Source organism: Bacillus timonensis, assembly GCF_004799755.1.
GTDB classification, from domain to species: Bacteria; Bacillota; Bacilli; order Bacillales; family Bacillaceae_L; genus Ferdinandcohnia; species Ferdinandcohnia timonensis_A.
The window spans coordinates 49,165-65,714 of sequence record NZ_SLUB01000003.1 but is presented as its reverse complement, the minus strand read 5'-3'; the positions used below and the strand labels follow the sequence as shown (position 1 = coordinate 65,714).

Genomic DNA, 16,550 nt, shown 5'->3' with positions numbered 1-16,550 from the left:
TGGTAATGTGACAACCCATAATTCTAAGGTTTACATTGAAATTGTGAAACAAATTAGGTCCATCATTCAAGATGATGGACTTTCCACTGGGGATAAAATCCCTTCTGAACGAGAGCTTTCTGATCGTCTTAATGTGGGGCGTTCCTCGGTAAGAGAAGCATTAAGGTCGCTTGAATTATTAGGCCTTATTGAGACAAGAAGGGGTGAAGGTACCTTTTTAAAGGATTTCGGGGATCACCAGTTGATTCATTTACTAGGTACCTTTATTATCCAAGGAGATAAAACAAAAGACGATCTCCTCGAAACAAAACAAACTCTTGAAAAATCCTGTATTGAATTAGCAATTTATCAAATAAACGATCAAATGATTACAGAATTAAAAAGGACCATTTGGGATGCTGACGATCCCGAGGAATACCTATTTAAAACCATTGCCGAAGCAACAGGTAATCGACTTTTACTGCGAATCTGGGTCGTTATTAATGAATATGTGAAGTTTATTAATGAAAAACAGACACATGAAATAAACAAAGAAGGTTTTGATGAGTTACTTGACGCACTTTGTAAAAGAGATGTGGAAAAAGCTTTATCTGCCTATGAAAAAATCACTTTGTAGGAATTTGTCGCGCTCTTATTGACATATTCCTACAAAAAATAAAGAAGACATTCAGTAAAGTATAAGTACATGCTTTTTTGGCAACGAAGGAAGATAGAGATTTTCCTTTTTTTCGTTACTCAACTTTATGTCTTAAAATCATGATTATTATAAGGTGATAAATTCCAACGAAAAAGCCATTTCCATTGAAATGTGTGAGGAGGTTTATTTTGTTAAAAGACTTTTTTGTAAAGAAGAAAAAATATGCTTCAATCCCTTCAGAACAGGCAAGACAAGATGTTCCAGAAGGAATTATGAGCAAATGCCCAAACTGTAAAAAAATCATGTATACAAAGGAATTAATGAAAAACGATAAGGTTTGTATGAACTGTGGCTATCATTATCAAATGACTGCTTATGAAAGAGTCGAGAGCTTACTTGATGAAAATTCTTTCGTCGAGTTCGATCATGATATGGTGTCTGAAAATCCGCTTGGATTCCCGGATTATTTAGAAAAGCTAAAGAAGGACCAAGTTAAAACAGGTATTAATGAAGCTGTTGTTACTGGTGAAGGAACTATTGATGGTAATCGGGTTATTTTAGCCATCATGGATTCAAGCTTCCGAATGGGCAGTATGGGTTCTGTTGTTGGTGAAAAGATTACAAGAGCGATTGAAAAAGCAATGGAGGAAAAAGTGCCATTTCTGATTTACACGGCTTCAGGTGGAGCAAGAATGCAAGAAGGTGTGCTTAGTTTGATGCAAATGGCAAAAACGAGTTCAGCCTTAAAGCTCTTTAGTGATCAAGGTGGACTGATTATTTCAATTATGACTCATCCCACGACAGGCGGTGTCTCAGCAAGCTTTGCTTCTTTAGGAGATTTTAATTTTGCAGAACCTGGTGCATTAATTGGGTTTGCTGGAAGAAGGATTATTGAGCAAACCATCCGTGAAGAGCTTCCAGAAGATTTTCAAACAGCCGAATTTTTATTAAAACATGGTCAATTGGATGCTGTTATCCACCGTCATGAATTAAAAAATACATTGGCAAATATCGTAGACATTCATATGAACGGGGGTGCGGTAAATTGGTAGGTGAACTAGAATTTGAGAAACCAGTTGTGGAATTGAAAAAAAAGATAGCTGAATTAAAAGAGTTTACAAGTGACTCGAATGTTGATCTTTCAGATGAAATTTCAAAACTTGAATCAAGACTTCAAAAACTAGAGAATGACATCTATAGTCATTTAAAACCGTGGGATCGTGTGCAGATTGCTCGCCATCCTGAAAGACCAACAACCCTTGATTATATTGAACATATTTTCACGAACTTTTTCGAGTGTCACGGTGATCGCTTCTACGGGGACGATGCTGCCATAGTTGCTGGTATTGCTAAATACCATGAATTACCTGTAACCGTAATTGGGCACCAACGTGGAAAAGATACGAAAGAAAATATTAAAAGAAACTTTGGTATGCCACATCCCGAAGGATATCGGAAAGCACTTCGATTAATGAAGCAGGCCGAGAAATTTCGACGACCAATCATTTGTTTCATTGATACGAAGGGAGCATATCCTGGTAAAGCAGCAGAAGAACGTGGACAAAGTGAAGCTATAGCAAAAAATCTATTTGAAATGGCCAGCTTAACTGTTCCAGTTATTTGTATTGTTATTGGAGAGGGCGGAAGTGGTGGAGCTCTTGCTTTAGGTGTTGGAAATCACATCCATATGCTTGAAAACTCAACATATTCTGTTATTTCTCCTGAGGGTGCAGCTGCGTTACTTTGGAAAGATGCTGGACTTGCGAAAAAAGCTGCGGAGTCTATGAAAATTACTGCTCCGGACTTAAAAGAACTCGGAATTGTAGATGAAATCATTCCTGAAATTAGAGGTGGTGCGCATAAAGATGTTGCAGAGCAAGCCGCTTCTATTGATACAGTACTATTAAAATCATTAAAAGAATTACGCAAATTAACCAATGATGAGTTAGTCCAGCAACGCTATCAGAAATATAAAAAGATAGGCCAATATAAAATAGCTGAAAAAGATTTTATCGGAGTTCGGTAAAAAGTTGACGTGCTTCTAACACAATGTGTTGAGCACGTTTTCCTTTTTTGAAATTTCAAAAAATCGATATGACTTTTTTTGTAAGCATGATTTACGGATTTCCCCCTCTGTGTAAAATTCCGTTTATTTTTTGTTTTTTCGGCAAGTTTCACACTTTTTTCTTTATTTAATGCGTTTTCATAACTTGTTTTACTTATATATTAGTGTTATTTTATACATATTGCGAAAGAATAGTAAAAGCAAATAAAGTACTAAGTTCACGATTATTTTTTACATAGAGGTGGAAAAAATGAAAAGAATAGGTGTTTTAACGAGTGGTGGGGATTCACCTGGTATGAACGCTGCGATTCGTGCTGTTGTTCGTAAAGCAATCTATCACGATGTTGAAGTATATGGAATTTATCAAGGATATGCAGGCCTTATAAGTGGACAGATTAAAAAGTTAGAAATTGGAGATGTCGGTGATATCATTCATCGTGGTGGTACAATGCTTTATACAGCACGCTGTTTGGAATTCAAGACAGAGGAAGGTCGTAAACAAGGTATTGAACAACTCAACAAATTAGGGATTGAAGGCTTGGTTGTAATAGGCGGTGACGGTTCATACCGTGGCGCTCAAAAATTAACCGAACTTGGTTTTCCATGCGTAGGTGTTCCAGGTACTATTGACAATGACATCCCAGGTACTGATTTTACAATTGGTTTTGACACAGCATTAAATACGGTAATTGATGCAATTGATAAAATTAGAGATACAGCAACTTCACATGAACGTACATATGTAATTGAAGTAATGGGTAGACATGCTGGGGATCTTGCATTATGGGCGGGATTAGCCGGCGGTGCTGAAACAATCTTAATTCCTGAAGTTGATCATGACATGAATGAAGTTGTTGCAAAGCTTAACCGAGGTCATGAACGTGGTAAGAAACATAGTATTATTGTCGTAGCTGAAGGTGTCGGCAGCGGTGTTGAAATCGGGAAGAAGATCCAAGAAACGACAAATTTTGAAACGAGAGTAAGTGTACTGGGGCATATTCAGCGTGGTGGTTCTCCAACTGCAACTGACCGTGTATTAGCTAGCCGTCTTGGAGCAAGAGCTGTTGAACTTTTGCTTGATGGAAAAGGTGGAAGAGCGGTAGGGATTCAACAAAATCAATTAGTAGACCATGATATTATGGAAATCTTAGATCGTAAACATACAGTAGACGAAAAAATGTATAACCTGTCGCAAGAACTATCAATTTAATGAAGACTTCGGTATAATTCACTGTGGAAGTTTTGGTAGTCGCTTTGTAAAAAAGCGATTATAGAGGAGGAAAATGTAATGAGAAAAACAAAAATAGTATGTACGATAGGACCAGCAAGTGAAAGTATCGAAAAACTTGTTGCTTTAGCAAACGCTGGGATGAATGTAGCAAGACTTAATTTTTCACATGGTGACTTTGAGGAACATGGTGCACGTATAAAAAATATTCGTGAAGCATCTAAAATAACTGGCAAGAATATTGCAATTTTATTAGATACTAAAGGACCGGAAATTCGTACAAATACAATGGAAAATGGTGCAATTGAATTAGTTGAAGGATCCAATATTACTATTTCAATGGAAGAAGTTGTTGGTACACCGGAAAAATTCTCGATTACATATCCGGGTCTTATTGACGATGTCCATCCAGGTTCTAGAATTTTATTAGATGATGGCTTAATTGGACTTGAAGTAGTAGAGGTTAGCCACCAGAATCGTGAAATTCTAACAAAAGTATTAAATAGTGGAACATTAAAAAATAAAAAAGGTGTAAACGTACCGGGTGTTAGTGTAAACCTACCAGGTATTACTGAAAAAGATGCAAAGGATATTGTATTCGGTGTCCAACAAGATGTTGATTATATCGCAGCATCCTTCGTTCGTCGTGCATCAGATGTATTAGAAATTAGAGAATTATTGGAAGAAAACAACGGAAAGAATATTCAAATCATCCCTAAAATTGAAAACCAAGAGGGTGTCGATAATATCGATGAAATCCTTGAAGTATCAGATGGACTCATGGTAGCTCGTGGAGACCTAGGGGTTGAAATTCCTGCTGAGGAAGTACCACTCGTTCAAAAGGATTTAATTAAGAAATGTAATGCAGCTGGTAAACCAGTCATTACAGCAACTCAAATGCTAGACTCCATGCAACGTAATCCTAGACCAACTCGTGCAGAAGCTAGTGACGTTGCAAATGCGATCTTCGATGGTACTGATGCGATTATGCTTTCGGGTGAAACTGCAGCTGGTTCATATCCGGTTGAGGCTGTTCAAACAATGCATAATATTGCTTCCCGTGCTGAAGAGGCTTTAGTACATCGTGAAATCTTGTCTCAACGCAGTAAAATCTCTGGCACTACAATTACAGATGCGATTGGTCAGTCGGTAGCTCATACTGCACTTAATCTTGATGTTTCTGCGATTGTTACACCTACTGAAAGTGGACATACAGCAAGAATGATTTCAAAATACCGTCCAAAGGCACCAATTATTGCGGTAACTGCAAGTGAATCAACAACAAGAAAGCTTTCTCTTGTTTGGGGCGTATACCCACAAACAGGAAACGTGGCAAAATCAACTGATGAAATGCTCGATAACTCTGTTGATGTTGCGTTAGGAACTGGAATCATCAAACCTGGTGATTTAGTTGTCATTACAGCTGGTGTACCAGTTGGAGAGCGTGGAACAACTAACATCATGAAGATTCATGTTGTTGGCAACACCGTTGCAAATGGACAAGGAATCGGTAGAAAAACAGCTTTTGGAAAAGTAGTCGTCGCTCATAATAGTGAAGAAGCAGCAGTAAAGATGTATGATGGAGCAATCCTTGTCACACCTGCAACTGACCGTGATATGGTTAAATACGTGGAGCAAGCTTCAGCGTTAATTACGGAAGAAGGCGGTCTTACTAGTCATGCGGCTGTAGTAGGATTAAGCATCGGAATTCCTGTCATTGTCGGTGTTGAAAAAGCAACAACTCTATTAAAGGATGGACAAGATATTACTGTTGATTCTGCTCGTGGAGTTATATATGAAGGACATGCAAATGTTTTATAAGTAAGAGAAAGAGAAGGGCGGCCTTCTCTTTTTTTTTAGCACTACTTTTTTAAGTAAAGGAAACGTATAATAGAGGAAAAGCCTTCATCTCTCGAGGAGGATTTCATATGAGAATATTACTGGCATTAATTATTATTGTACCAACTCTTGAAATAAGTGTTCTTATTTTTTCAGGTAAGACACTTGGAATTCCATTTACTTTACTGTTAATCATTCTTACAGGAGTAATTGGTGCATGGCTTGCAAAAAAACAAGGGCTGGAAACGATTAGTCGGGCAAGGCAACAAATGGACTTAGGGCAAGTGCCAGGGGAAGCAATAATGGATGGTATATGTATCTTAATAGGGGCTGTCTTGCTTTTAACTCCCGGCTACATTTCCGATTTGGCAGGTTTTCTACTGCTCCTTCCCGTAACCCGTAATTTCATTAAGCCGATTATAGTGAACTGGATCAATCGAAGAATGAATAGAGGTCATTTTACCGTAATACGTCGTTGGTAAAGAAAAAGAAAAAGCCATTACACGGCTTTTTCTTTAAACTTCTTTTCCGATGATAAAATGCCATATATCTTGAAATACACCTGTTGTATATAAGGTCCTAATGATGACTAGAATGACGGGTCCGACAATGAGTCCGATGAAACCAAATAATTGAAACCCAACGAAAAGCGATATCAAGGTTGCTAAAGGATCTAGTCCAATACTTGATGAGATCACCTTTGGTTCCATTACTTGACGCTGTACAATTACGACAAGATATAAAATTCCTAACCCGATTGCGAGTGGAATTTGTCCACTAAATGCGGAATATATAATCCACGGAACAAACACAAGGCCAGTTCCTAAGTATGGGAGAAGATCAACAAGTCCAATTATTAAGGCAATTGTAATTGCATAATCGACCCGTAAAATTAATAAACCAACCAACACAATTCCCGCGGTTATCGATATCAAAGTTGCTTGAGCTTTAATGAATCCAAATAATGCTTTCTTAAGTTCTACAAATATTGATTTTCCACTTGTTCTAGCTTTAACAGGGATGAACTTTCGCCCCATAATTATAAATTTATTCCAATCCTTGCTTATGAAAAATGTTGCTAGCAGTGAAAATACAATAACTGTTGCTGCATTCGGTAACCACCCAAGAAATTTAGGAATATTTTCTAAGAATGCTTTTACAAACTCCCCGACATTTGTTGCAATGGTAGTACCTACATTGCTTACATTATCCATTATGGTTTGCTGTTGGTCTTGCTCTAAATTATGGAACATGCTTGTTATTCTCTCGTATAAAGGAATAATTTGACCAACTATTAAATCTTCAAAATAAACCACTAGCTTTTCAAAATGTTGTGGAACCTCTTTGGATAAATAGTTTGCACCTGAAATAATTTCGGCTATTAATAGTGTTAGGAATCCTGTGAAAATACCAAATACAACGAAGATCCCTAAAAATACGGATAAACCTCGAGGCATCTTTCCTTTACGTTCTAAAAAGTTAACCAGAGGGTTAATAAGAAAAGCGATTATTAAGGCGAAAATAAACGGATATGTAAGTTTAAATAAAAAATAAAGCAATATGAAGCCAATGACTACTAAAGCAATAACCAAAAGAAATCGAAGAAAACTGTACACATATTGAATGTTCAAACTTTTTCCTCCCTAGTTAATTCTTACATCTTATTTTACAATCACATAGAAAACTTTAAAAGTAAATACGAAGTAATGAATAATAAAGTTTCCAATTATGGTGAAAAAATTGTAAATATGATATTATACGTAAGAGCGAGAAAAAATTTCGTGAACAAACTGCAAAAAGTAAAATTAGCTATATCTTGAGTTATATTGCTAATTTAGGTATTCGACTCTGTTAGATAGTAAAAGAGAAAAATATTTTTGCGTAATAATAGTTTATTAGGAAAATTCGTCTCTTTTGATTCACAAAAGTCTGATTCTTTATTATAATAGAGTCGAGAGTTACAACTTTTCTACATAGCACCTGCTAATTCTCGTAATTGTCACAATATTATTGTGGTATTTGTGACATTGAATGTTTTATTTTAAAATGAAAGCATTTACTTCACGGAATGACGAGTATTTATCGCTTACTCTAAGTGATGATTGTTTTTGAGCATGCGCTCAATTTACCTCTTAAGGGGGGTAGGGGAATATGAAAAAAGGAGAGGGTCTTATGACAGCAACAAAGGGACTTGAAGGAATTGTAGCTACTACTTCTTCAGTTAGTTCAATTATTGATGACACATTGACGTATGCAGGATTCGATATTGATGAATTAGCTGAAAATGCTAGTTTTGAAGAGGTTGTCTATCTACTATGGCATCGCAAACTTCCAAATAAAGAGGAGTTAGCTGAACTAAAGCAGCAACTTGCTGATAATGCAAGTCTACCTCAAGAAGTATTAAATCATTTCAAAACATATCCAATCGACAAAGTTCATCCAATGGCAGCTCTTCGCTCAGCAGTTTCACTACTAGGGCTTTATGATGAAGAAGCAGATGTAATGGATCCAGAAGCAAATTATCGTAAGGCGATTCGTCTACAAGCAAAATTACCTACAATTGTTACCGCTTTTTCTCGTGTGCGAAAAGGATTAGAGCCAGTTTCTCCACGTACTGATTTAAGCTTTGCTGGAAACTTCTTGTATATGCTAAGTGGTCAAGAGCCAAGTGAGATTGCAGAAGAAGCATTTAATAAAGCACTTGTTTTACATGCTGACCATGAACTTAATGCATCTACTTTCACGGCTCGTGTTTGCGTTGCAACTCTTTCCGATATTTATTCAGGCGTTACTGCTGCAATTGGAGCATTAAAAGGTCCTCTTCACGGTGGTGCGAACGAGGCAGTTATGAAAATGCTTACTGAAATCGAAGAAGTTGAAAACGTTGAACATTATATAAAAACAAAATTAGCTAATAAAGAAAAGATTATGGGATTTGGGCACAGAGTATACCGTAAAGGTGACCCACGTGCTAAGCACTTGAAAGCAATGTCTCAAAAGTTAACAACTATTACCGGAGAACCAAAGTGGTATGAGATGTCAACGGAGATTGAGAAGATTGTTACAAGTGAAAAACCATTACCACCCAATGTTGACTTCTACTCAGCATCTGTATACCATAGCTTAGGTATTGATCATGATTTATTTACTCCTATCTTTGCAGTAAGCCGTGTTTCAGGTTGGTTAGCTCATATTCTAGAGCAATATGAGAACAACCGTTTAATCCGACCACGTGCTGAATATACTGGTCCTGGAATGCAAAAATACATTCCGATTGACCAAAGAGGTTAATAAATCTATACAATATATAATAATGAAAGAGAAGTATTTCAGGAGAAATTCTTCCTGAGATACTTCTTAGAATTTTAGGAGGTAATACTAGTGGCAGGAGAAAAAATTACAGTATCAAATGGTGTACTAAACGTACCTAACAACCCAATTATTCCTTTTATTGAAGGTGATGGAACTGGTCCAGATATTTGGGCAGCAGCGTCACGTGTATTAGAAGCAGCAGTTGAAAAAGCATACAATGGCGAAAAATCAATTGTTTGGAAAGAAGTATTAGCAGGTGAAAAAGCGTTTAATCAAACTGGCGAATGGTTACCAGAAGAAACATTAGATGTTATTCGTGAGTACATAATTGCTATTAAAGGACCTCTTACTACACCGGTTGGTGGTGGTATCCGTTCATTAAACGTTGCATTACGTCAAGAGCTAGATTTATTTACATGTCTTCGTCCTGTTCGTTACTTTACAGGTGTACCTTCACCAGTTAAACGTCCAGAAGATACAGATATGGTAATTTTCCGTGAAAACACTGAAGATATCTATGCTGGTATTGAATATGCACAAGGTTCTGAAGGTGTTCAAAAACTTATTAACTTCCTTCAAAATGAACTAGGTGTTAATAAAATCCGTTTCCCAGAAACTTCTGGAATTGGAATCAAGCCAGTTTCTGAAGAAGGTACAAAACGTCTTGTACGTGCCGCTATCAACTATGCGATTGAGCAAGGCCGTAAGTCAGTAACGCTTGTTCACAAAGGAAACATCATGAAGTTTACTGAAGGAGCTTTTAAAAACTGGGGCTACGAGCTTGCTGAACAAGAATTTGGCGATAAAGTATTTACTTGGGCACAATATGACCGCATCGCCCTAGAAGAAGGTAAAGATGCTGCTAATAAAGCTCAAGCTGACGCTGAAGCTGCAGGAAAGATAATTGTAAAAGATTCTATTGCGGATATCTTCTTACAACAGATCTTAACTCGTCCTCGTGAATTTGATGTTGTTGCTACAATGAACTTAAACGGTGATTACATTTCTGATGCATTAGCTGCACAAGTTGGTGGAATTGGAATTGCACCTGGAGCAAATATTAACTATGAAACTGGTCATGCAATTTTCGAAGCTACACACGGAACTGCACCTAAATATGCTGGCTTAGACAAAGTTAATCCATCCTCTGTTCTTCTATCTGGTGTATTAATGCTTGAACACCTAGGTTGGAATGAAGCTGCAAGCCTAATCATGAATTCAATGGAAAAAACAATTGAATCTAAAGTTGTAACATACGACTTTGCTCGTCTAATGGAAGGCGCAACAGAAGTTAAATGTTCAGAGTTTGCTAATGAACTAATTAAAAACTTAGGCTAATCATAATTATAAGTAACTACCCTCAAGAATGAAGTTTATCTAAGGGTAGTTACTTACTTTCGTATGAATAGGGAGGATATATAATGAGTCAATTCAAACGCAAAAAAATCTCTGTAATTGGTAGTGGATTTACTGGTGCAACAACAGCTTTTCTACTTGCTCAAAAGGAATTAGGAGACGTCGTTTTAGTTGATATTCCACAAATGGAGAATCCTACAAAAGGGAAAGCTCTAGATATGCTGGAAGCAAGTCCTGTTCAAGGATTTGATGCAAATATTACCGGTACAGCAAATTATGAGGATACAGCTGATTCTGATATTGTTGTCATTACAGCCGGAATTGCTCGTAAACCTGGTATGAGTCGTGATGATCTTGTTCAAACAAACCAAAAAATCATGAAAAGTGTTGCCCAGGAAATTGTAAAACATTCTCCAAACAGCTATATCATTGTATTAACAAACCCAGTTGACGCTATGACATATACAGTGTTTAAGGAATCTGGTTTCCCGAAAAATCGTGTTATTGGCCAATCAGGCGTACTCGATACCGCTAGATTCCGTACATTTATTGCCCAGGAACTAAATTTATCAGTAAAGGACATTACTGGATTTGTCCTAGGTGGTCATGGTGATGACATGGTGCCACTTGTTCGTTACTCCTATGCAGGAGGCATTCCACTCGAAACCTTAATTCCAAAAGATCGTTTAGACGCTATCGTTGAACGGACACGTAAAGGTGGCGGTGAAATTGTCAACCTATTGGGAAATGGAAGTGCATATTATGCACCGGCAGCTTCCTTAGTCGAAATGGTTGAAGCAATTTTAAAAGACCAGCGTCGTGTCCTACCTGCAATTGCATATCTGGAAGGTGAATATGGCTTTACCGGAATTTACCTTGGTGTTCCAACCATTCTAGGTGCAAATGGCATTGAAAAAATCATCGAACTTGAACTAACAGAGAAGGAAAAAGCAGAACTTGCAAAATCTGCGGATTCCGTAAAAAGCGTCATGAATATCCTAGCCTAATCATAATCTAGAAAAGCGTAAGGCGCATAGCCTTAGGCGACAAGCATAAGACGAGCGCTGACAGAAGGCGCTTTTTGCCTTCCGAAGCGATTGGCTTAGACCAGAGAGCCGATGGCGCCTGAAGCTAGACATCGAAAACTACGTAAAAAGTTTTAAGCTTTCTTATCTTTTAAAGAAAAATTCGGGGTCGCCCCGAATTTTTTATACATAACATTGTAATCGTTTTCATTTTAATGGAGGTGCTTTTCTTTTCATGTTATTAGGGAAAAAACGAAAACTAGGTAGAATGATTGATGAAATAAACGTGGGTGAAAAATTAACATTAACGGAGAAAATAGAAGACAAAGACTTGCTATTATACTTAGGATTGACGAATGATGCAAATCCTCTTTATATTCAACATGATTATGCATCTCAAACTCCTTTTAAGAAGCCGATAGTTCCCACAGTTATGCTGACTGGTATTATATCTGCAGCAGTATCAAAATATTTACCTGGACCAGGTAGTCATATTCTTAAGCAGGAAATTGAATTTTTACAGCCTTTGTACCATTACGATACAGTTCAATTTCTTTTTGAGGTTACGAAGGTTCATTTTCATGACCATACTGTTGAAATTTCAGTTACCGCATTGGATGAAGATGAATCTAAGGCAATTGAGGGAAGACTACTCGTCTGTCCTCCACACCGAATTACCCCGATGGAAGGGAAAATATTGGAGAACTTTTAGAGAGCTATGTCTCTCTTTTTTGTTTTTTCATGGCAAGTCAAGAAATGTTAATCTATAATGATTTTATAGAGATAAAAAATGATGCTGGGGTTTATCTTTTTTGATGGAGGAAGACAATGAAGAAAAAAGTATTGGTTGTTGAGGATGAACGTTCAATTATTACATTGCTTCAGTACAACCTACAACAGGCAGGCTACGAGGTCATTACAGCTATGGACGGCGAGGAAGGCTTGGAGAAAGCCTTAGCAGAAAGACCTAGTTTAATCGTCCTTGACTTAATGTTGCCAAAATTGGATGGTATAGAAGTGTGCAAACAACTTCGCCAAAACAAGGTTGATATTCCAATCCTAATGTTAACCGCAAAGGATGACGAATTTGACAAAGTTTTAGGTTTGGAGCTTGGGGCTGATGACTATATGACAAAACCATTCAGTCCAAGAGAAGTAGTCGCCCGAGTAAAAGCAATACTTAGAAGAACAAGTATAAACGAAGTCAACTCAGAAGACTCTACAGTATCTCCACAAATTGTGATCGGGCTTTTACGGATTTTGCCGGAAAATTTTGAAGCCTATTATAATGAGGAAGCACTTGACCTTACACCAAAAGAATTTGAACTTCTTGCGTATTTAGCAAAGAACAAAGGCAGGGTTCTAACTCGAGATCAACTTTTAAGTGCGGTTTGGAATTATGATTTTGCTGGTGATACAAGAATTGTGGATGTTCACATCAGTCATTTACGTGAAAAAATCGAAAAGGATTCGAAAAAAACAAGTATGATTAAAACAGTAAGGGGATTAGGCTATAAGCTTGAGGAGCCAAAACTCTATGAATAAATTTCAGTCGAGACTTCTATTTGCGATTATCTTTTTAATTATTATTGTTTTTCTTTGTATGGGTTTTATGTTAGGCCAATTTATAAGTAGTCTGATTACAAATAGTGCGGAACATGGAACTTCCGTAGAAAAAACAGTCCAGCAGGTCTGGATTGCTCTAATTGTTTGCCTAGGAATCGCATTGGTTATTATTCTTTCGCTTATCGTTAGAATCACGACCACCTATACAAAGCCAATAGATGCTGCAACAAAAGCGGTTAAAGAGCTTGCAAAGGGAGATTATCGAGCAAGAACCTATGAAGATCATATAAGTGCTGCTGGATTACTTGGACAATCTATCAATATTGTCGCAAGAAATATTGAAGAAATGACAAAATCCTATGAAATGCAGCATGACCGGTTACATACGTTGATTGAAAATATGGGGAGCGGACTATTATTCATTGATAGCAAAGGATATATTAGTATTTTCAATCGAACGATCAATGAGATATTCAAGATTGACCAAGACGATTTAATGGGCCAGCTTTATTATGAAGCATTTACTCATAAAGAAATTGTAACTTTGATAGAAGAAATTTTTATGACAGAGCGAAAGTTACGAAGACAAATCCATCTGACGATTGGATCCGAACAAAAGGACTTTGAGGTATACGCTACGCCAATTTTAGGAGCAAATGTGGAATGGAAGGGTGTTGTTCTTGTCTTTCACGATATTTCAGATTTGAAAAGACTTGAACAGATGCGAAAGGACTTTGTTGCAAATGTTTCCCATGAACTTCGTACACCGATTACCTCCATTAAAGGGTTCGCAGAGACATTATTAGATGGAGCAATGAATGATAGGGAAGTCCTTGATGAATTTTTAACTATTATCCTTCATGAAAGTCATCGTCTTCAAGTCCTCATTCAAGATTTATTGGATTTATCAAAGATAGAGAATAAAGGATTTTCCCTAAACCTATCACGTGTAAATGTGAGGGAACTTTTAGAAAATAGTTTACGGATGCTTAGATCAAAGGCCGAAGAAAAAGAAATTCAATTAGAACTTACAGTAGATGACTTAACAACAGTAATTGAAGGGGATATGGACAGATTAAAACAAGTATTTATCAATGTCATAAATAATAGTTTGTCATATTCTCCAAATAAAGCGAAGGTCGCAATAAAAGCAACAAATCTTTCTGACGATGTTGAAATACAAATAATCGATACAGGTATTGGAATTGAAGAAAAAGAGCTTTCGCGAATTTTTGAAAGATTTTATCGTGTGGATAAAGCGAGGAGCAGGAACTCCGGAGGCACAGGGTTAGGTCTTGCAATTGTGAAGCATATTATTGAGGCGCATGGAGGGGCTGTACAAATCACTAGTAAGGTAGGGGAAGGAACTACGGTTACGATTCGTTTAAAAAAAGAAATATCATCTAGTAAAATAGAGTAATTTTACAAAATGTTTACAATAGAAACATATTCCCTTAATATCCAAACCTTATGATGATTATGAGAACCCCTTCATTCAGGAGGCCAAACTTTTTTGACAAGGATGTATGATCCTTGTCATTTTTTTAACATTTAAATGAAACCTTTTTACATGATATTCGTATATGAATATGTAGATATATTGAGGGGGGAAAGCATGGTTAGTTTGAAACGAATTTATACAATTGTTGGACTAAGTGTGCTCGTTCTGATTTTAGGTGTAATTGGATTTACATCCTGGTATACTGTCGATGAATCAGAGCAAGCCATTATTTTAACCTTTGGGAAAGCAGACGAAGGAATTACAGAGCCAGGACTTCATTTTAAAATGCCATGGCCGATCCAAGACGTAGAGAAACTGCCAAAAACAACGTACAGTTTACAGTTTGGATATAATCAAAAGGATGGCGAAATAACAGATGTGCCAAAAGACACCAAAATGATCACAGGTGACGAGAATATTGTTCTTGCCGATATGGTTGTCCAATGGCAAATTACGGATCCTTCAAAGTTCTTATTTAATTCAGAGGACCCGGAGCAAATTTTATATAATGCTACTTCTGCATCATTAAGAAGTATAATCGGAAGTTCTAAAATTGATGATGCCTTAACATCTGGTAAAGCTGAAATTGAAGCTGAGGTAAGAGAATTATTGACCGATCTTTTAAAGAAATATGATATTGGTGTTTCTGTAACAGCTGTTAAATTGCAGGATGTAGAACTGCCAAATGATGAAGTTCGAAAGGCATTTACGAATGTAACAGATGCTCGTGAAACGAGAAATACAAAAGTAAATGAAGCTAACAAATACCGGAATCAAAAATTGAATGAAGCAAAAGGGGAAAAAGAAGCCCTAATTTCTCGTGCTAACGGGGATAAAGCAGCCCGTATCGAAATTGCACGTGGAGATGTTGCGACATTTAATGCATTATACAATGAATATGTTAAAAATCCTGATATTACTAGAAAACGTCTTGTTCTAGAAACATTGGATCAAGTGTTACCAAATACAGAAATTTATATTATGAAGGATGATGGCAATACGATGAAATACTTGCCAATTCGTCCAGTTGGAAGCCAAGCACAGGTTCCTCCTGTAGAAACAGAAGGGAGTGGTAACCAATGAGTGAAAATGTCGTGGACTTAAATGAAAAAAAGGGTTCCAATAAATTTAGCAAATACACAAAAGGTGGAATCATTTCACTAATTGTTATTATTTTAATAGGTCTTGTTTTGGTGAATATATTTATCGTAAGAGAAGGCGAATATAAGGTCGTTCGTCAGTTTGGAGAGGTTGTCCGAATTGAAGAAAATCCGGGTCTTTCCTATAAAATTCCGTTTATCCAATCAGTTGAAACTTTACCAAAATATCAAATGATTTATGATGTTGAGGAAGCTGAAATCAATACGAAAGATAAAAAGCGAATGATGATTGATAATTATGCGATTTGGCGTATTGAAGATCCGAAACAAATGATATCTACAACAAGGACAGTCTTAAATGCAGAAGCAAAGCTTGATGAATTCGTCTATTCTGCAATTCGTACAGAACTGGGTCAATTGAATTATGATGAGATTATTAATGATGAGAAGTCTGAACGTGGTAGTCTTAATGATCGAATTACAGACATTGTAAATAAAAACCTTGCGGAAGACAAATACGGAATCGTTGTTACAGATATTCGTATGAAGCGTACGGATTTACCAGCTGAAAACGAACAATCCGTATATACGAGAATGATCTCCGAGCGTGAGTCAACTGCTCAAAACTATCTCTCTGAAGGGGATGCTAAGAAGAATGAAATTGAAGCTGAAACGGATAGAGAAGTAAAAGTCATTATTTCAAAAGCTCAAGCTGACGCTGAGGTTATTCGAAGTGAAGGGGAAGGGGAAGCAGCTCGTATTTATAATGAAGCCTTCTCTAAGGACCCAGAGTTTTACAACCTTTTCCGTACGTTAGAATCCTATAAAACTACAATTGATGGAGAAACAGTCATTATTTTACCAGCTGATTCTCCGTACGCGAGATTGTTAATGGGATACACTGACTGACGATAAACGAAG

Annotated in this window: 15 protein-coding genes; 14 read left to right on the top strand and 1 reads right to left on the bottom strand. The window is 36.9% G+C overall.

What is annotated here, in order from left to right; translation table 11 throughout:
• Positions 1-7 precede the first annotated feature (7 nt).
• The 6 genes from E1I69_RS02675 (at position 8) to E1I69_RS02650 (ending at position 6,251) form a co-directional block, all read left to right on the top strand.
• Positions 8-616, top strand: a complete 609-nt coding sequence (locus E1I69_RS02675; protein ID WP_136378094.1) for a FadR/GntR family transcriptional regulator — start codon at positions 8-10, stop codon at positions 614-616.
• A gap of 209 nt (positions 617-825) precedes the next feature.
• Positions 826-1,689 (top strand): acetyl-CoA carboxylase, carboxyltransferase subunit beta, encoded by an 864-nt coding sequence (gene accD / locus E1I69_RS02670; protein ID WP_136378093.1) that lies wholly within the window; start codon positions 826-828, stop codon positions 1,687-1,689.
• Positions 1,683-2,663: an acetyl-CoA carboxylase carboxyl transferase subunit alpha gene (gene accA / locus E1I69_RS02665; RefSeq protein ID WP_136378092.1), complete on the top strand. Its 981-nt coding sequence runs from the start codon at positions 1,683-1,685 to the stop codon at positions 2,661-2,663. Before accD ends, accA begins: the two co-directional genes overlap by 7 nt.
• A gap of 289 nt (positions 2,664-2,952) precedes the next feature.
• Positions 2,953-3,912, top strand: coding sequence for a 6-phosphofructokinase (gene pfkA, locus E1I69_RS02660; protein ID WP_136378091.1), 960 nt, complete (start codon positions 2,953-2,955; stop codon positions 3,910-3,912).
• 78 nt (positions 3,913-3,990) lie between these two features.
• Positions 3,991-5,751: a pyruvate kinase gene (gene pyk / locus E1I69_RS02655; protein WP_136378090.1), complete on the top strand. Its 1,761-nt coding sequence runs from the start codon at positions 3,991-3,993 to the stop codon at positions 5,749-5,751.
• A 107-nt stretch (positions 5,752-5,858) separates the two neighbouring features.
• Positions 5,859-6,251, top strand: coding sequence for an FxsA family protein (locus tag E1I69_RS02650; protein WP_136378089.1), 393 nt, complete (start codon positions 5,859-5,861; stop codon positions 6,249-6,251).
• A 33-nt stretch (positions 6,252-6,284) separates the two neighbouring features.
• Here E1I69_RS02650 and ytvI read toward each other — a convergent pair whose 3' ends face one another.
• On the bottom strand, positions 6,285-7,400 hold the full coding sequence (gene ytvI, locus E1I69_RS02645; RefSeq protein ID WP_136378088.1) for a sporulation integral membrane protein YtvI: 1,116 nt from the start codon (positions 7,398-7,400) through the stop codon (positions 6,285-6,287).
• A 541-nt stretch (positions 7,401-7,941) separates the two neighbouring features.
• Between ytvI and citZ the strand changes: the two genes are divergently transcribed.
• The 8 genes from citZ (at position 7,942) to hflC (ending at position 16,538) form a co-directional block, all read left to right on the top strand.
• Positions 7,942-9,060 (top strand): citrate synthase, encoded by a 1,119-nt coding sequence (gene citZ, locus E1I69_RS02640; protein WP_136378209.1) that lies wholly within the window; start codon positions 7,942-7,944, stop codon positions 9,058-9,060.
• 84 nt (positions 9,061-9,144) lie between these two features.
• A complete protein-coding gene (gene icd / locus E1I69_RS02635) occupies positions 9,145-10,419 on the top strand; it encodes an NADP-dependent isocitrate dehydrogenase (protein WP_207308497.1) in 1,275 nt (424 codons plus the stop codon).
• Between the two features lie 83 nt (positions 10,420-10,502).
• Positions 10,503-11,444 (top strand): malate dehydrogenase, encoded by a 942-nt coding sequence (gene mdh, locus E1I69_RS02630; protein WP_136378086.1) that lies wholly within the window; start codon positions 10,503-10,505, stop codon positions 11,442-11,444.
• 253 nt (positions 11,445-11,697) lie between these two features.
• Positions 11,698-12,174, top strand: coding sequence for a MaoC/PaaZ C-terminal domain-containing protein (locus E1I69_RS02625; protein WP_136378085.1), 477 nt, complete (start codon positions 11,698-11,700; stop codon positions 12,172-12,174).
• Between the two features lie 116 nt (positions 12,175-12,290).
• Entirely contained in the window at positions 12,291-13,007 is a 717-nt protein-coding gene (locus E1I69_RS02620; protein WP_136378084.1) for a response regulator transcription factor, read from the top strand.
• Positions 13,000-14,448: a two-component system histidine kinase PnpS gene (gene pnpS, locus E1I69_RS02615; protein WP_136378083.1), complete on the top strand. Its 1,449-nt coding sequence runs from the start codon at positions 13,000-13,002 to the stop codon at positions 14,446-14,448. The genes E1I69_RS02620 and pnpS overlap by 8 nt, the downstream gene beginning before the upstream one ends.
• 195 nt (positions 14,449-14,643) lie before the next feature.
• Positions 14,644-15,612, top strand: a complete 969-nt coding sequence (hflK, locus tag E1I69_RS02610; RefSeq protein ID WP_136378082.1) for an FtsH protease activity modulator HflK — start codon at positions 14,644-14,646, stop codon at positions 15,610-15,612.
• A complete protein-coding gene (hflC, locus tag E1I69_RS02605; RefSeq protein ID WP_136378081.1) occupies positions 15,609-16,538 on the top strand; it encodes a protease modulator HflC in 930 nt (309 codons plus the stop codon). Before hflK ends, hflC begins: the two co-directional genes overlap by 4 nt.
• Positions 16,539-16,550: the final 12 nt, after the last annotated feature.